A 17,018-nucleotide genomic window follows, 5' to 3' on the forward strand; every position below is an offset into this window, starting at 1 on the left:
GGGCCTTACGGGGATCCGATGTATGCGGATGCCAAGGGCCCGGCGCTCGCTTAACGAAGCGCCGAAGGCGCTATGCTTCTTCCGGCAGCGTCCGCCATGCCGCTTCCAGCAGCTCCTCGAACAGTTCGTCATCTTCCTCCAGCCTGTCGTCCAACGTCAAAATCTCTTCCTCGCTGCCGGAATCGCCGGCGAAGCTCAGACTGTAATCCCATTCCTTGCCCTTCTTGCTGAACAAGGTCACCTCATAGGCGGATTGGAACCCTTCCGGCCGGAACGCCACATGCCCCAGGTAGGATCCGTCCGCCTCCTTCTTCATATCTGCCCGCACAATCGTTACGTTCATGTCTCTCTCCCCTTTGTCGTATCGTTCTCTTGGCGCTCCCGCACACTGACTGCGCCGCTGCCATGCCCAATGATCAGCTTGTCCGCCATGCCAATGAACAGCCCGTGATCCACGACGCCGGTAATCCGCTTCAACCGATGCTGCAGCTCCTCCGGCTGTTCGATGCGCCCGAATGCGCAATCCGCGATGTAGTTGCCGTTGTCCGTGACGAACGGGCGCCCCTCCTTCTCGCGAAGAACGGGACGGCAGCCGAGCCGGCCGATCTGGCGCATCGTCAGCTCCGCTCCGAACGGGACGACCTCGACCGGAAGCGGGAAGCCGCCGAGCCTGTCGACGCATTTGCTGTCGTCCACGATAAGAATGAGCTCGCGGCTGGCGGCCGCGACCAGCTTCTCGCGCAGCAGCGCGCCGCCGCCTCCCTTGATCGCATTCAACCGGCCATCGACCTCGTCCGCTCCGTCAATGGTGATGTCAAGCTCGGTCAGCTTTTCCAGCAGCGGAATCCCGCATTCCCGCGCCAACCGGTCCGTCGCCTCCGAGGTGGCCACCGCTTGGATGCGCAGTCCTTCCGCGATCCGGTCGCCGATCGCCCGAATCGCCCAATAGGCCGTGCTGCCGGTGCCGAGCCCGACGGTCATCCCCTCCCGGATGAACTTTACCGCCGCTTCGGCGGCGGCTCGCTTCGCTTCCATGGCTTCCGCCCCTTCCTGTCCGCCGGGCCCAAGCCGCGCATGCGGCCGGCACAGCCCGTTGCAGATTTTGCTCTCTCCATTATAGAACGAATCCATCCTTGAATGCCATTCCACGGCCGCCCTATTAGACAGACGAGGAGCGAAGGATGAAGAATAGCCTGCTTTTTTACTTCAGAGAAAACGGAGCATCATCCGCCTCATCCATTTCCTCCTATTTTATCCATCAATCAAGCGGTTCTATTCGTTCCGTCCGTCTTCCCGCCAAGAAAACGGGCTCTCTGGGGAGATACTCTTTCAAGAAGCTTGCTTTGAAGTATGAGGTATCATATTCTTGAATAGGATAGTGGTAGAGCAGACATTTTCATAGCTTACATTAAAGGAGCCATACATTGGATGCAAATGTTGAAAGATTTTTTCAAGGGACCGGGCGTGAGAAGGATTGTGACTCTTCTCTTTCTTATCGTCCTGCTATTTTCGGTGAGAAGCATTCTCAATCTTATTTTGCTCACCTTTATTTTAACCTTCCTGATCGACAGGCTTCATACCTTTCTTTATTCGCGGCTCCGGAAATATGTCAACATCGATTTCCGCGTCACCGTCATTCTTCTCTATGCGGCGCTGTTATCCATTTTGGGGGCGGGAACCTATAACTTTTTGCCCAAGGTCATCACCCAGATCAACCAGTTGGTTCAAATTATTATCCGGTTCTACAAGGAAGCGGATGTCTACGACAATGCCATCATGGACTACATTATGGAGTCGCTGCAGAAGATTGATTTGGCCAGCTACCTGAATCAGGGCTTCGGCTTCCTCGTCAAGTCGATTACGGATATCAGCCAATGGGGGACCCATCTGGTTATCGCGCTTGTGTTGAGCTTGTTCTTCAATCTGGACAAGAAGCGGGTGCATGAGTTCACCAATAAATTCAGAGAAAGCAAGGTCGGCCCGTTCTATAACGAATTGGAGTACTTCGGCAGAAAATTCCTCTACTCCTTCGGCAAAGTGATTGAAGCGCAATTCCTGATTGCGCTCGTCAATAGCATGTTGTCCACGCTGGCCCTCTGGATGATGGGCTTCCCGCAATTGTTCGGACTGGCGATTATGATATTCCTGCTCGGCCTGATCCCGGTTATGGGCGTGATCATCTCGCTGATTCCGCTCTGCGCGATCGCCTTCAGCGTCGGCGGACTGAGCAAGGTGGTTATGGTCATCATCATGATTATTGTCATCCATGCCATTGAATCGTATATTTTGAATCCGAAGCTGATGTCCTCGAAGGTGCATCTGCCGATATTCTATACTTTTGCCATCCTTATCGTGTCCGAGCATTTCATGGGCGTATGGGGGCTGATTCTCGGCATTCCGATCTTCATGTTCCTGCTGGATCTGCTGGAGGTCAACGTGTTCTCCAAGCAGCCGAAGGCGAAGGGCGATCCGGATCAGGCGGAGGAGTCGAGGCAGGAACACAAGTCCCGGCCAGACAAGCTCTGATCGGGTATCATGTTATCCAAGAGAAAAGAGGCGATGCCAATGGCGATCTATATCGCTCTGCTGAGAGGCATTAACGTCAGCGGCCATAAGCGGATCAAAATGGCCGACTTAAGAGAGATCTTTGTAAAAATGGGGCTGCAGCAAGTGCAGACCTATATCCAAAGCGGCAATGTCCTGTTCGTCTCCGGCGAGGAGGAAGCCCCGCTGCGCCGGCGCCTTGAGCGAGGCTTCCTGGCGGCCCTCGATATGCCGGTCACGGTGATCCTGCGGACGGCTCCGGAGCTGGAGCGGCTGATCGCGGATTGCCCTTATCCGGAAGACGCTTCGCCCGACAAGGTGAGCCTGTACGCGGCCTTCATGACCGAGGCTCCGGCGGAAGAGCGGCTCGGCCGCCTCCCCGGCGGAGAAAGCGAACCGGACAAGTTCTCCCTTCACGGGCGGGAGATCTATCTCTGGTTCGATCAGAGCATACGGAACTCCAAGCTGGCTAACCAGGTTAACAAGCTGGATGTTCCGTCAACGACGCGCAACTGGAATACGGTCAAGAAGCTAGCGGCCATGGCACAGGCAATGGCCGAGTGACACGCTCTGTACATCTCCGCAAACGGTTATGAAAAATCCCCTGGCGGCTTGAACCGTCAGGGGATTCGTCTGTCAGGCCACCGTGAACCTGCCCGGACACCGGCTTCTGAAACGGATCGGCGGGCTCGCTTCCGCAGACAAGCGGCCCACCGGTATGTACAGCCTCGATTCGGCATACGTATTGCCGATGCGCCGGAACTCGTAGACGACATCCCGGCCGTTCGGAAGGACGATGTTCGGCAAGGCCAGCCCCTCCTTCGGCTTTTCCCCCGTATCCGGAGCGTCCGCTTCGAACCGGGATACCCGGTAAAGACCTCCTTGGAATGAATGGAGCGCGAGCTGCTTCGCTTGTTCCGGGCAAAACAGCGATCGCGCATAGGGAAGGCCTGCAAAATAGTGGCCGTTCATCCCAAGGCCGATGCTGTACCTGCGCGCTTCCGGCGGAAGCAGACCGGAACCGGGCAGGAAGGGCAAAGTACGGCATACGCGCCGCATCTCTTCCAGCGACTCGCAATATTCCCCTACCAGCATAAATGAAGGCAAATGAACGGTACGGCTACACAGCATATAAAAATCCTCCTTCAATTTTCAAGATCGCCGGGCCAAGCATTTTCTAGAAAGCACGGCTGAAAAATAGTTATAAAGGCCCATAAATTCAAAGATGTAACAATCTTTCTTTACTATATCGGAATATTTGATCATTACTTTAAGATTATTTATATAGTTCCAATTATAGGTATTAAAAACTACTCCTCTGATTGCGCTCCTCTGCTGACGAACGAACACGGCTGGCGCTGGCGTTCCGGCCATTCGCCGAGACAGGCCGCGGGATGCCGGAACCCGGATAATATTTGCAGAATGAGGGATAATTTTCTCTATACGATCGTCATCAAGACATGGTTATGACATGACAAGGAGCTGTAGGAAACATGAAGCGACTCATCCGTATCGGGCTCGCCCTCGCCCTGCTGGTTCAGATTCACGCCTTGCCGGCTGCCGCAGACGGGCCTGCCTTTCATTTTGGATTCAAGAGAAGCGTGAACGGCCAACTGCCGTCCATTAACGAGGAAGGGTTCAAGGATATTGTCGATAAGCACGGCGCCATCTTCCTTGGGGATACGAGCAAAAAAGTGCTGTATCTCACCTTCGACAACGGCTATGAGAACGGGTATACCCCGCGTATCCTCGATACGCTGAAAGAAAAGAAAGTGCCGGCCGTTTTCTTCGTAACCGGACACTATGTGAAGAGCCAGCCTGAACTGCTGAAGCGCATGGTCAATGAAGGGCATGTTATCGGGAACCACTCCTGGAGCCACCCGGATATGACGACGGTGTCCAACGAACAAATCCGGGAGGAACTGGATAAAGTAAAGTCTGAAGTTACCCGTGTTACCGGGCAAAAGGAAATGGCATACTTGCGTCCTCCACGCGGCATTTTCAGCGACCGCACGCTCAAGGTGACCCGCGAGATGGGCTACACGAATGTCTTCTGGTCGCTTGCTTACATGGACTGGAATGTAAATGCCCAGAAGGGGGCGCGCCACGCCTATGACAAGGTAACGAGCCAGCTTCACCCGGGAGCGGTCATTCTGCTGCACGCGATCTCGAAGGACAATGCGGAGGCGCTTGGTTCGATCATCGATGCGGCCAGACAGCAGGGATACGAATTCCTCCCGCTGGATCGGCTCCAGCGCCAGCCGGCCCCGGATCCAGGCCCGCAGCCAAAGCCGGGAACATAGAAACGGACCAACGAAGGCCGATGCACTGCCGTTTTCGCGGGCAGGCATCGGCTTTTTCTTTGCGGGAAGCCTTGTCCGAAGCTGGCAACCCCGGCCCGCCTTATCCTTCCGCCGCCCGAATTGAGGATTGGCGACCTTGTCCAATATTTGATAAGGTAAGGGTGTAGTTCTAGATTGCTCTTATCCTTACGACAGGGAAGGAATGGTGACGATGATTAGAGTAGCGATGGTCAGCTTCTGGCACGTGCATGCCAACGATTATGCCCGCCAGGCCGAGGAGCATCCGGATACGGAGATCGCGGCCGTATGGGACGAGATTCCCGAACGGGGCCGGAAGGAAGCGGAGGCGCGCGGCGTCCCGTTCTACGAATCGCTGGATGAACTGCTGAAGCAGGACGGCATCGACGCCGTCATCGTGGATGCGCCGACCAATATGCACCGCGAGGTGATGGTGAAGGCGGCCGCGGCAGGCAAGCATATTTTCACGGAAAAGGTCGTGGCGGCGACGCTCCATGAAGCGAATGAAATCGTGGACGCGGCGAAGAAGGCCGGCATCGTCCTGACCGTCTCGCTCCCGCGGCTCAATGACGGCTACACCGAGGCGATTCAGCAGGTGCTGGCGGAGGGGCTGCTCGGGAAGCTGACGCTCGTTCGAGTCCGCCTGTCCCATAACGGAGCGCTTGCCGGCTGGCTGCCGGAGCATTTTTTCGATGCCGGGCAATGTCAGGGCGGAGCGCTGATTGATCTGGGCTGCCATCCGATGTATCTGACGCGGCTGTTCCTGGGCGAGCCGGATCGGGTCAGCGCCCACTACGGCTATGTCACCGGGAAGGACGTCGAAGATAATGCCGTCGCCGTCCTCCAGTATGATAACGGCGCCCTCGGGCTCGTGGAAGCGGGCTTCGTGAACAGCTGCTCCCCGTTCACGATCGAGCTGCAGGGCACCGACGGAACGCTGCTGTACGGCACGCCGGAGAGCCGGCTGCTCGTGCGCAGCAGCCGCTTGGAAGCGCAGGGCGCCAGCGGCTGGGCGGAACGCGACATTCCAGCCAACCGGCCAAGCGCCTTCCATCAATGGTTGAACCATATCCGGCAAGGGACGACCGCCGATGCCAATATACATATGGCACTTGAACTGACGCGGTTGATGGAAGCGGCCAATCTGTCGGTCCGGCATAGCCGGCCGATCCGTCTGGACGAGCTTCAGGCCTGATTCGCAATCGGATCATCGATTTCATAACAATCTCATTCACGCACAAGGAGGCGAGACGCATGTTGGTCGTTACAAATACGATTCGCATTAAGGCAGGTCACGGCAAGCAGGTCGCCGCACGGTTCGCGGAAGCGAAGGGCGTGCAGCAGATGCCCGGGTTCATCCGTCTGGAAGTATGGCTCGGCGAAGGCAAGGAAGGCGAAGAAGAATTGAAGGTGTGCACGGTATGGGAGAATGAAGAGGCATTCCGCGGCTGGACGTCCAGCGACGCCTTCCGCGAATCTCACCGCGGCGGCGGCGAAGTGAAGGAGTATATGCTGGGCGCTTCGTTGAATAAGTATGAGATGGTCGTCAGTCATAAGGCTTGACAGCAATATGCCTGACGCGATATAGACTTCAAGTGATAGACTGCGGGTTAGACAGGGCAGCGCGCTTCCAGGAGCCTGCCCTGTTCTGTTTCCGCTGTCCCGACGTTCCCCCGGAGACGTCATCGGCATAAATGGGGCCGCTGCCGGGTACACATAAGTAGCGCATCTCAGCGAGGAGGTGGACCGATGTCCGTCAAGAAGAGATATGCCCTCTATGCTTCGGCATTGCTCGCGTCGCTGCTGCTGACCGCCGTCGGCTACGCCTGGAAAAGCGCGGCCGGGTTCGAGCCGGTCACCCGCGCGGAGCTGGGGACGGTCCAGGCGCAGCTCGAGCTGGGGGCGAACCCCGCCGCGGTCCTGCAGCGCAATGAGCTGCGGATTAAGCTGCAGACGGCGGATGGCTCCCCTGTCCGCGATGCCCGGATCGCGGTTGAACTCGCCATGCCCGCTATGCTCTGCGGCACGTACCAGGTGAAGCTGGAGCAGACAGAGCCGGGCATCTATGCGGGCGAAGCGGTTCCGCTTATGCCGGGAACCTGGCAGGCCGAGGCGTCGTTCGAGCTGGATGACGGGACGTTCACGGCCGTGCATCGGTTCGAGGCGGCGCGCTAGGCTGAGCTATTGCCGCGGCGGCTTGGCCATTGGCCGCCCGGCTGCGGAACCCCCGGCCTGCGTCCGCTTACCACAGCCACGGATGGAGAGATGGAATCCAGCCGTTCGCGGACAGTCCGCGCAGAATGCACAGCATGCCGATGACGGCGGCCACGAGTTGCCCGGCCTTTACGAGCCGGACGCGAATGGAGCGCTTGATCGCGGACGCGAACAAGCCGACGGCCAGCAGGGACGGGAACGTCGCGAGGCCAAATGCGGCCATAATCATCCCGCCTCCGAGGGCGCTGCCGCTGGCCGCCGCATTGATCTGCATCGCGTAGGTCAAGCCGCAGGGGATGAAGCCGAACAGCAGCCCGCTCGCCAGCACGGCCCGGAGATCCCCGCTTCCCCGCAGCCGCTCCATCCAGCCGCGGACGAGCGGAATCCGGGCCGGGCTCAATCGCTCCAAGGGCAGAGCCACGCGGCGGAAGGCCCACAGCAGGATGAGAAGGCCGCCCAACAAGCTGGCCAAGCCTTGCAGCCCCGCCCAGCTCCCCGTCAATTCGAGGAAGCTGCCGGCGGCCCCCATCGCGGCTCCCATGGCCGTATAGGTCAACACCCGCCCCGCGTTATAAGCCAGCACCGCCGCCAAGGCCGGGCCCTTCGCATTCAAGGCGAAGTTCATCACGATGCCGCCGCACATGCCGATGCAGTGCGGAGCGCTCAGCAGGCCGGTAACGGCAACCAGCCAGAGGCTCTCTCCGCTCACGAGACCGCCCCCCTGCGGCCCGAGCGCTGCAGACGCAGGGCGTTGCCGACGACGGAGACCGAGCTGAGCGCCATCGCCGTTCCGGCCATCCACGGCTCGAGCCAGCCCATAACCGCAAAGGGTATGGCGATGACGTTGTAGATGAGGGCGAAGGACAGATTTTGGCGAATATTGGCCATCGTCCGGCGGCTGATGTGCATCGCCTCCGGGATGCCGCGCAGATCGCCGCGCAGCAGATGGATGTCCGCGGCTTCTCCGGCAATGTCGCTCCCCTGTCCCATCGCGATGCCGATGTCGGCCGCAGCCAATGCGGGAGCGTCATTGATGCCGTCTCCCACCATCGTCACCTTCCGCCCATCCCGCTGCAGCCGCTTCACCCATTCGACCTTCTCCTGCGGCAGGACTCCGGCGGCTACAGGCTCGATTCCGGCCTCCCTCGCAATCGCTTCGGCCGTCATGCGCTGATCGCCGGTCACCATCATCACCTCCAGGCCAAGCCGCTTCATATGCCGCACCGCCTCGGCCGAGGTCGGGCGCAGTGAATCGCGGATGGCGAGCAAGCCGGCGAGACGGTTATCGACCGCTATGCCGATGACCGTCTTCCCTTCCCGCTCCAGCTCCGCGATGACGCCCGCATCCGCGCCCTCGGCCCGAATCCCCTGCGGCTTCAGCCTGGCATACGCGCCGAGGAAGAGGCGCTTCCCTTCCGCCTCCGCCCAAATGCCGCAGCCGGGAATATTGGCGAAGCGTTTGGCCTCGGGCACGATCAGCCGCTGCCGTTCGGCCGCCGCCAAGATCGCGCGCGAGATCGGGTGCTCCGAGGGCTGCTCGGCAGCGGCCGCCCAGCGAAGCAGACTCCGCGCCGAATGTCCGCCCAGCGGAATGACATCGGTCAGCTCCGGCCTCCCCGCGGTCAATGTGCCTGTCTTGTCCAGCAGCACGACGTCCGTCTGATGGAGCTGTTCCATGAAGCGGCCCTCCTTGAACAGAATTCCTCGCTGGGCCGCCCGCCCGGAACCGACCAGAATCGAAATCGGGGTCGCGAGCCCGATGGCGCACGGACAGGCGATGACGAGCACCGAGACCGCGCATCCGAGCGCATGACCGAAGTCGCCGGGCTGGAGCAGCGCATACCAGGCGGCAAACGTGAGACCGGCGATGGCGACGACGACCGGGACGAAGTAGCTCGCGATCGTGTCCGCAAGACGCTGAATCGGCGGCTTCGAATATTGGGCGTCCTCCATCAAGCGGATCAACCGCGCCAGCGTGGAATCGGAACCGATCCGCCGCGCTTCCACGGCGAGGGTCCCGTTCAAGTTCATCGTCCCGCTCATCACCTGGCCCCCAGCGCTCTTGTCGGCCGGCATTCCCTCTCCGGTGATCATCGACTCGTCGACGGCCGAATGGCCGCGCACGATGACGCCGTCCACCGGAATCCGCTCGCCGGGGCGAATGACGACCCGATCGCCGATCCGCAGCTCCTCAATCGGAATGCGCGTCTCCCGCTGCATCCGGATGACGCGGACATAATCGGCCTGCATCTCCTGAAGGCCGCGCATCGCGTGCATCGTGCGTTGGCGGGCCATTCCTTCGAGCAGCTTGCCGAGCAGCACGACCGTAATGATCATGGAGCCGGTCTCGAAATAGAGCGGAACATGCTGTCCTGCTGCAGCGGGGGACTGGATCGACTTCATGGCCAAATAATGGCTGTAGAAATAGGCCGACGAGGTGCCGAGCGCCACCAGCACATCCATGTTCGCTCCCCGGTTCCGCAGCGCTTGGAAAGCGCCGAAGTAGAACGGCATGCCGACGATGAACTGCACCGGCGTAGCCAGAGCCAGTTGGAACCAGGGCTGGAAGAACAGCTCCGGCACCCATACCGATGAGGTCAGCGGGTAATGGGAGAACATCGTCCAGATCAGGGGCAGCGTGAGCACGGCCGAAGCGATGAAGCGGATCCACAGCCCTTTCACGTCCGTCCCCAGATAGGAGCCGGCCTCCGTTTCCTTCCGTATGCCGAAGCCAAGCTGGACGACTTTGTCCTCGACCTGCCGCAGCTCCAGCCGGGCCGGATCCAGCTCGACCGAAGCCCGTCCGACCGCGAAGTTGACGGACACTCCGCCGGTCCCCTCCATTCGCCGCAATGCCTTTTCGATTCGAACCGCACAGGCGGCGCAGTTCATGCCCGTAATATGCAGCGTATGCCGTTTCCATGTGCCGGAGGAACGATTCGCCAACGAGTTCACCCCCATTCCCTATGTAGAGTACATTTCCGGCTTGCCCTGCCCCCTGCCGCTTCCGCTCCTTAGCCGCGAGAGCTGCGAGTTGCTGTGCCGGGGCGGGCCCAAGCCATTGTCTCATTAATAGAACGTATGCACGTCCCGTCCAAAATAGGATGACCCGATGGGGCTATCCCTGAACTTCCGTCTGACGGAAGGCCGCCCCTCGGCCAGGGGACCCCTCGGAAAAGAGAACGGCGGAGCGGTTCCAGGAGCCGTGAAGGGAGCTTGGGACGGACGCATGCCAAAGAAGCCGGTCTGGCTGACCGGCTTCCGCGAGTGCAGTATGAGGTTGAACGATTTCTTAGGCAAGCAATCGGAACGCATGCGCGATCGGCGCCGGTCCGGCGGCTGCCCCGTCCGGCAGCCGGATGACAATGCCTTCCGCCGTGCGGGTAAATTCCAACGCCCCGTCCGTGCCGATCAATTCGACAGCCGAGACCGGCCCAGTATACGGCAGGAATACGTCCGGCTCGACCGGCGCGTTCTCGTTCGGATACAAATAGAATCCGTACGCGGTGTCCCCTTTGCGGGTGAATGCGGTTCGGCCCGTGAAATACGGCGCGCAAATGCGCGTGCCGTATACGGCTTCCCCGTTCACCTTCAGCCAGGCGCCAAGCTCCTTCATCGAGCGGATCGCTCCCTCCGGAAGCCGGCCGTCCGGCTGCGGTCCGACGTTCAGCGCCAGATTGCCCCCTTTGGCCACGACCTCCAGCAGGATGTGCACCAGCTGCCGCCCCGTCTTGTACTTGTCCTCATAGCGGAACGAGAACGACGTGCCGAGCGTAATGCAGCTCTCCCACGGCACCGTCATCGGTCCGGACGGAATCGTCTGCTCCGGCGTAATAATATTTTCATAAGGCCCCCCGATCGTGCGATCCGCGGACAACAGCCACGGCTGGTGCTGACGGGCGCGTTCGACCGCCTCGCCGAGGCGGATATCCTGCCCTCGCGCCCCTTCGTAGACCCAGCCTGCATCCAGCCACAGCACATCGATGCGGCCATAGCGGGTCAGCAGCTCCATAATCTGTTCGTGGGTGAACTTCACGAATTGCTCCCACAGCCACGGATATTCCCTCGGATCGTAGGAAGGCCCCCGCGATGTCGACGTCCCGCGCTCCATTCCCGGCGCCCAATAATACGGGGAATGCCAGTCGGCCTTGGAGAAATAAGCCGCGACGGCCATCCCCTTTTCCCGGAACGCTTCGAACAGATGCTTGCAAATATCCGCCTTCGGATGGCGGTGGAACGGGGTGTCCGATCCCGTAATCCGGTAGTCCGTCGTATGGGTGTCCCACATGCAGAAGCCGTCATGATGCTTCGTCGTGAAAAGAAGATATTTGAATCCGTTATCCGCAGCCAGCTCCGCCCACAGCTCCGGCTGGAACCGAATCGGGTTGAAGGTTTTGTTCAAATCGAAATATTGGCGCTTCAGCTCTTCGCTGTCCACATCCCAGTCGATGCCGTCGCGCGACCAGTCCGCATCGGCGTCGCTGAGCGCCCATGATTCCACGATCCCCAGTTGGGAGTATGGCCCCCAGTGCATCATGAAGCCGAGCTTCTGGTCCTTGAACCACTCCAGACGCTCCAGCAGCAGCGGATCGGTCGGCTTCACCCACTCTTCTTCCGCGCTGAAATTGTGCACGCCCTGCTGCACGACTTGCTCTTCGTGTTCTTCATTTAAGGTATCTTGCGGCTGTCCAGCCTGTTCACTCATTTGTCTTGACCTCCCGCCTATGATCTCTGCTTTTTGGATTGCCCTATCTGCCTCTCATATATATTACAAACGCTTACAAAGTTCAATTGGTCAAATTCGCAGCGCTTGACCATTTTCGTATGCCGAGCCGTTCCGCCCTTATGCGGCGCGGATCCCGATGTGATCCTGTCCGCATTTGACGTTCATAATCAACATATTGAACGGGGCTCTGAACCATTGCAAAAATCAGGCCGGCGTCTGTTGACTCTGCAGGAATGAGAGGAAATATATAGATGACAAGGCGATCCTGAGGGGAGAGACGGAAGGCTTCCTCAAGCTGCTGTGGAATGGCGAGGGCCGCATCGTCGCTTGGCCGTGAATCGGGAACGAAGTGCCAAGCTTCAGCAGAAGGATCCGCTCTGATCCCTCTGCTGTCCCTCTCAATCGGCCTGCCGCCATGCCGCATGGAATTCGGCAACGGAAGCATAGCGGTCGACACGAATCGGAGCAACGGCGCGGCAGGCCGCCTCATAACGAACTTGCCCTGCTTCCCACCGCGGATAAGAACGGTCGATCCCCCCGCCCAGCAGCGCGAAGGCCATCGCCCCCATATTGAATACATTCGTCCGATCATCAATCGCCGCTCCGAGCTCGAACTCCTCCGGCGACATAAAGCGCGAGGAGCCCCACATCCTGCCCATCATGTTCGTGTACGGCTTCCGAGCGTACATATCGATATCGCAGATCGTTATCGCATGGCGCTGAAAATCGTAGAGCAAGCTGCCGTCATAAAAATCGATTGCGACATACCCGCAAGCCTCTACGTGGGCATGGAACGCCAACACCGCCTCCATCGCTGCCAGCCTGCGCTCGATCGGGAGCTGCCGGAACCGGTAGAAGGGAGATTCCGGGTGGGTATATTTGGCGGGCGGCGGGAAGGATTCATGCGGATGGAGACTCTCCCCCTCCACCCAATCGAATACGGCCGCATACCCGTCTCCCGCGCGAAAATGCTCCCGCATCGCAATCAGATGCGGATGCCGCAATTGTTCATACAGCGGCATCGCCTGCTCCAGCCGGGCAATCGCATCCCGCGGCTCTCCAGCATAGCGAACGGGGCGCGCCCCGGCATACTTCACGAAGCTCCGGATTCCATCCCGTTCGACACCGAAGGACAGATTGCCCGAATCCTGCTGGTCGAATACGCAAAATACGCGGCCCAACTCCCGCAGCCAGGAAAAATCATGCTCCTGCTTCACATGAAAAGAAACGTCATCCATTCGAACCGTCGTTGCTTGTTGTCCTTGTTCAGTCACTGGAATCCTCCCCGGTATGTATCAGCTTGGCCATCATATATTCATCCACGAATTGATCGTCCACCCGCAAAGAGTGGCTTAATGTGCCTTCGATCCGAAAGCCCCGCTTCGTGTATAAATGGATGGCCCGTTCATTATGCGTCATGACCGTCAGTTGGAGCCGATGCTTGCCTGTCGCCGCGGCCCAATTCTCAACTTCTTCCAGCAGCCGTCTGCCCAAGCCTTGGCCCGTATAATGCTGCAGTATGCCAATGACGACAGACACCGCATGTCGGGACCGCTTCAGGCTGGAGCCGATGCCCGCCGCAAACCCGGCGATGCTGTCTCCCTGATCGGTGACGGCCAACAGCATAATCGAATCTTTGGATTCGTGCAAGCTCGCGAACCGCCGGGCTTGATCTTCCGGGGTTAGACTGCGCTCCCCGGGTTCATAGAGCATGAACTTCGTCTCCTGATCCAATCGGGCGCAAAAATCAATAAAGGCCTGAGCATCCTTCGCTTCCGCTTTTCGGATGAACATGGTTTCTCCTCCTTCGTATGATAACAATATTGAAGCTCTGGTAAGATTGAGCAAAAATTAACCATATAGAAATATGTTCAGTGTTCACAAAATGTTCACTTATGTAGGAGTTTTCAGGATCGCTATAATAACATGGTGTTATCAAGAAAGGGTGATGATAGAGATGGCTGACAATTTACGCGTAGAAACAAGACTGCCTAGAAACGCAAAAGAGGGCATACTATTTTTATTGATTATTTCAATCATTTCCGTAAACACTATCCCGCCGATCATAATGGGGTTGGAGCGCGGCTTCAGTATAGAGGTGTATCTTGATACGCTAAAGATGATTCCGTTTATGTGGATTATCGTTGTTTTACTGGTAAAGCTGGTCGCAGGACCGTTAGTCGGTAAAGTGATGCCAAAATTCGTGGGACAGACAGATGGATTTAATGCCAGAGTTTTATGGACTACTTTATTGAATGTTACGGTCTTATCTATTCTTCTTACCATTATAGGAGCTTGGGTCGGTACGAAAAAAATAACCCTCGAACCGTTTCAACACTTTTTCCACGTCTGGCCTAGAAACTTTGGTGTCGCATTTTGGATTGAGCTGTTGATTGCACAGCCAATAGCAAGATTTGCAATGAAAAAATTACATGCAAGACAGGCGCGTCAAGCAGAAAGCGGAAACTCGTAACCCGAAGCAGATAAATTTCTGTTTGCTGCAGAGTGTTCCCCAAAATAAAAAATTTCTTTATTGCCGATTGATTCATATAAAAATATCAATCGGTTTTTTTATGAATCATCCACCACTCATGGAATAATGAGATAAATGTCTGTCAAATAGTGGACACTGTTCCGAGAAAGAGTTATCCTTCATTCTCTCTCCACCACCCCATATATGGTGCCAAGGAGAGCTAGTGAACCTATATATGGACATTTGAGCTTATCCGTTCAATATCCCCCTCATGTCCACATTTGTATGGACAATTCCGTCGCATGTCCACTCAGAGAGTACAAATTACGCGCTAAATGTTTCTTTTGCTATCCTTTCAACATGAAAGGATAAAAATCTGTACAAGCCTATGATAGACTATGATTATTATATTTGGAAAATATGTTCATTAAAAACGGGGAAAGACAGTTTGTTCATCCCCTCCCCAATCTTAGGAGTGAAATATATTCATGATCGTTCCCAAACAAGATTTTGAAGCGGATGGAGTCGCCTATACGATTCGATCGGCCACCGCTACCGATGCGGGGGTGTTATCCGCCTTGCGGGTGCAAATTGACGGAGAGACCGAGTTTTTAGACAGAGAACCCGGAGAAGCGTTCATTGATGTGTCCGGTTTTGAACAATTGATAAGAGCCGATTCCGAAAAAGAAAGAAACTTATTTTTAGTCGCGGTCGCCCAGGATCGGATCGTCGGGTTTTCGCGATGCGAGGGAAGCCAATTAAAAAGATTCTATCACAAAGCAGAATTCGGCGTATGCGTGCAAAAAGAGTTCTGGGGATATGGCATCGGTAAAAATCTGCTAACACTTGGGCCGACTCCAATGGCATTACCAAAATCACGTTGAATGTGTTAGAAACCAATGAGAAAGCTATCGCCCTTTATAAGAAGCTGGGCTTTGAGATCGAAGGGATATTAAAAAACGACAAGATTCTGTCTGACGGTAAATACTATAACACCATAGTGATGGGAAGATGCAGGGAGTGATCGGAGGGGAACCTTGACCGTTCCTCTCGAATCAGCTTTTTTATCATCTCCAGTTGCGGATCGCGTCCCTGCTCTAGATCTTCGAATGTGGTCGGAACGTAGAGATCCGGCTGCAACGCATCTTCATAACGGTTTTTTATCGTCGTATATGGCCGTTCAATCCACTTATAGGAAATCGACAAGCGTAGTTTTGATTCGAGAAGTTCTAATAAAATAATGCTGCCATAGGAACTGGGCTTGCTCCCGGAAGGCTCGCCAACAATAAGCCCCAAGTTATTGTCGTAAATGTTAACCGCAAAATTTGTTGCTGCACTGTATGTTCGAAAGGATGTGATGACATAGATCTTGCCGTGGAAGCTGTACTCATGACTTGGTATGGTAATCATTCGGGAATCCAGACTCTGCATCTCCTCTGTGCCAAAAGGGAAATCGTATGTATATTGGCTAGTAAACGTAGAATACCGATTTACTGTCTTAAAATCACGGTAGGAGTCTACATTCAAAAATGACATTATGTAATTTTCCACTAACGTTGTCCCGCCAGGGTTGAAACGCAAGTCAATGGCCACATGATTCACTTGTTCCCTTTTGACATCGATGAAAAAGTCCCGAATCACAGACTTCGTTGTGTCGTCTAACACAGCGAAGCTATCGATATATAAAACCGCCAGATCATCTTCTTTGGAAATAGTATAATCCAATCGATCCCTGGTCAGATAAGGGCTTGCAAATTTCAGCATTTTTTTCAATTGCAGCTTCCCCTCTATGATCTCATTCCCCCGCTCCACGACGAGTTGAACTTGGTTTCCCTCTATCAAGCCGAAATATTGAAGATAGAGAAGCAAAGTGAATATACTATTCAAATTGACTCTTGACTTAAGAGAGTATACATTGTCAACTGAAAAAAAAGGCACGGAACATCGTGAGTAACTCTTGTTCATTTTTTCCACCGAATTCGATGACTTTGTCCCCCCTATGCAACCAGCCTGAACTCGATGTAACATAGATGCCATCTTCCAGCCACGCATAAGAAAACGGCAAGTTATCCATCCTTGGACCATCAGGGATCTGCATCGTTGTATGCCCATCTTGAAGCGCATTCATCACTTGTTGCGTTAGAAAGTAAAACTGTAGCACATTGTCTATCTGTTCTATTTCGCGATCCGCTTTCTGCAGCGCCTGTTGTATTTCTGGAGGAACACCTTCATAGGTTTTTGGATGAACCTCCGTTATTACTTTTTGCAGATAGCCTAGATCATTTTTCATTTGTTCTTTGGTTAGCTGGATTGGGTGATCTATATCCCGGTACGGGTTTCTGTTTTTTTGGGAAGGGTTTATTGATAAATGAAAAATAATTATTACTAAAAAAGGCTCTTCGCTCTACTGGGTGGGTACAGTGTTGAATATTAGTTTCATAACCCCTTCCGCCTTTAAGAGATTTTCAGATGTAGAAACAGCCGTCAAGGAGTTCGCTTGACCGCTGTTTCTACATCTGAAGCAGGGTAAGAAGGCGGAAAGGGATATTATGCTCGGCGCGCCGCGAGCAACGGCAAACGAAGCTTATTGGCTGTCATATACACCATCGCAATCAAGTTTTCTACGTTCCTGTAGCCTCTGGCCCGACGTTTAGCTGCTTGAACCAGACCATTAATGCCTTCCAACAAGCCGTTCGTCATCTTACTATGGAACCACCGAAGGATCCCTTCTTCGTGCTGC

General features: G+C 55.9%; 18 protein-coding genes and 1 pseudogene. 8 read left to right on the top strand and 11 right to left on the bottom strand.

The features are described 5' to 3' along the window. Positions 1-70: 70 nt before the first annotated feature. Together ABD76_RS11175 and rpiA are read right to left on the bottom strand one after the other, a co-directional pair. The gene (locus ABD76_RS11175) at positions 71-343 is read right to left on the bottom strand and encodes a hypothetical protein (RefSeq protein WP_197256891.1); all 273 of its coding nucleotides are present in this window, start codon (positions 341-343) and stop codon (positions 71-73) included. Next, complete coding sequence (rpiA, locus tag ABD76_RS11180) at positions 340-1,035, bottom strand: ribose-5-phosphate isomerase RpiA (protein WP_197256918.1); 696 nt, start codon at positions 1,033-1,035, stop codon at positions 340-342. Before rpiA ends, ABD76_RS11175 begins: the two co-directional genes overlap by 4 nt. Before the next feature lie 393 nt (positions 1,036-1,428). On the opposite strand from rpiA, the gene ABD76_RS11185 reads away from it, so the two are divergent. Then, positions 1,429-2,526 carry an AI-2E family transporter gene (locus ABD76_RS11185; protein WP_197256892.1) on the top strand — a complete coding sequence of 366 codons (1,098 nt, stop codon included), beginning with the start codon at positions 1,429-1,431 and terminating at the stop codon, positions 2,524-2,526. Positions 2,527-2,565: 39 nt separating this feature from the next. Next, positions 2,566-3,108 (top strand): DUF1697 domain-containing protein, encoded by a 543-nt coding sequence (locus ABD76_RS11190; protein ID WP_197256894.1) that lies wholly within the window; start codon positions 2,566-2,568, stop codon positions 3,106-3,108. Positions 3,109-3,180: 72 nt separating this feature from the next. On the opposite strand, the gene ABD76_RS11195 is transcribed toward ABD76_RS11190, so the two are convergent. After that, positions 3,181-3,675 (bottom strand): hypothetical protein, encoded by a 495-nt coding sequence (locus ABD76_RS11195; protein ID WP_197256896.1) that lies wholly within the window; start codon positions 3,673-3,675, stop codon positions 3,181-3,183. A 362-nt stretch (positions 3,676-4,037) separates the two neighbouring features. Between ABD76_RS11195 and pdaA the strand changes: the two genes are divergently transcribed. The 4 genes from pdaA to ABD76_RS11215 all read left to right on the top strand — a co-directional run bounded on the left by pdaA (position 4,038) and on the right by ABD76_RS11215 (position 7,040). Then, positions 4,038-4,847 (top strand): delta-lactam-biosynthetic de-N-acetylase, encoded by an 810-nt coding sequence (pdaA, locus tag ABD76_RS11200; protein ID WP_197256898.1) that lies wholly within the window; start codon positions 4,038-4,040, stop codon positions 4,845-4,847. Positions 4,848-5,058: 211 nt separating this feature from the next. Beyond that, positions 5,059-6,060 (top strand): Gfo/Idh/MocA family protein, encoded by a 1,002-nt coding sequence (locus ABD76_RS11205; protein WP_197256900.1) that lies wholly within the window; start codon positions 5,059-5,061, stop codon positions 6,058-6,060. Positions 6,061-6,119: 59 nt separating this feature from the next. Then, positions 6,120-6,428, top strand: coding sequence for an antibiotic biosynthesis monooxygenase (locus ABD76_RS11210; protein ID WP_197256901.1), 309 nt, complete (start codon positions 6,120-6,122; stop codon positions 6,426-6,428). 186 nt (positions 6,429-6,614) lie between these two features. Then, complete coding sequence (locus ABD76_RS11215) at positions 6,615-7,040, top strand: FixH family protein (protein WP_197256903.1); 426 nt, start codon at positions 6,615-6,617, stop codon at positions 7,038-7,040. A 67-nt stretch (positions 7,041-7,107) separates the two neighbouring features. On the opposite strand, the gene ABD76_RS11220 is transcribed toward ABD76_RS11215, so the two are convergent. From ABD76_RS11220 to ABD76_RS11240, 5 genes are all read right to left on the bottom strand, one after another. Further along, a complete protein-coding gene (locus ABD76_RS11220; protein ID WP_197256905.1) occupies positions 7,108-7,788 on the bottom strand; it encodes an urease accessory protein UreH domain-containing protein in 681 nt (226 codons plus the stop codon). Further along, positions 7,785-10,034, bottom strand: a complete 2,250-nt coding sequence (locus tag ABD76_RS11225) for a heavy metal translocating P-type ATPase (RefSeq protein WP_420901939.1) — start codon at positions 10,032-10,034, stop codon at positions 7,785-7,787. Before ABD76_RS11225 ends, ABD76_RS11220 begins: the two co-directional genes overlap by 4 nt. A 337-nt stretch (positions 10,035-10,371) precedes the next feature. Continuing rightward, entirely contained in the window at positions 10,372-11,784 is a 1,413-nt protein-coding gene (locus ABD76_RS11230) for an alpha-L-fucosidase (protein WP_197256909.1), read from the bottom strand. A 419-nt stretch (positions 11,785-12,203) separates the two neighbouring features. Further along, entirely contained in the window at positions 12,204-13,043 is an 840-nt protein-coding gene (locus tag ABD76_RS11235) for a protein kinase family protein (protein ID WP_197256920.1), read from the bottom strand. A 28-nt stretch (positions 13,044-13,071) separates the two neighbouring features. Continuing rightward, positions 13,072-13,599 (bottom strand): GNAT family N-acetyltransferase, encoded by a 528-nt coding sequence (locus ABD76_RS11240; protein ID WP_197256912.1) that lies wholly within the window; start codon positions 13,597-13,599, stop codon positions 13,072-13,074. Positions 13,600-13,762: 163 nt separating this feature from the next. Between ABD76_RS11240 and ABD76_RS11245 the strand changes: the two genes are divergently transcribed. Further along, positions 13,763-14,278: a hypothetical protein gene (locus ABD76_RS11245; RefSeq protein ID WP_197256914.1), complete on the top strand. Its 516-nt coding sequence runs from the start codon at positions 13,763-13,765 to the stop codon at positions 14,276-14,278. Positions 14,279-14,766: 488 nt separating this feature from the next. After that, positions 14,767-15,302, top strand: a pseudogene (locus ABD76_RS11250) (N-acetyltransferase family protein). On the opposite strand, the gene ABD76_RS11255 reads toward ABD76_RS11250, so the two are convergent. The 3 genes from ABD76_RS11255 to ABD76_RS11260 form a co-directional block, all read right to left on the bottom strand. Beyond that, positions 15,266-16,042 carry a S41 family peptidase gene (locus ABD76_RS11255; protein WP_242069520.1) on the bottom strand — a complete coding sequence of 259 codons (777 nt, stop codon included), beginning with the start codon at positions 16,040-16,042 and terminating at the stop codon, positions 15,266-15,268. The pseudogene ABD76_RS11250 and the gene ABD76_RS11255 overlap by 37 nt on opposite strands. Positions 16,043-16,196: 154 nt before the next feature. Next, positions 16,197-16,568: a hypothetical protein gene (locus tag ABD76_RS29490; RefSeq protein ID WP_242069517.1), complete on the bottom strand. Its 372-nt coding sequence runs from the start codon at positions 16,566-16,568 to the stop codon at positions 16,197-16,199. A 257-nt stretch (positions 16,569-16,825) separates the two neighbouring features. Next, positions 16,826-17,018: transposase (locus ABD76_RS11260; protein WP_197253431.1), on the bottom strand; the 193-nt coding region annotated here is incomplete at its 5' end.

Origin of the sequence: Paenibacillus dendritiformis (assembly GCF_015845845.1) — a bacterium.
In the GTDB taxonomy this organism is placed as follows: domain Bacteria; phylum Bacillota; class Bacilli; order Paenibacillales; family Paenibacillaceae; genus Paenibacillus_B; species Paenibacillus_B dendritiformis_C.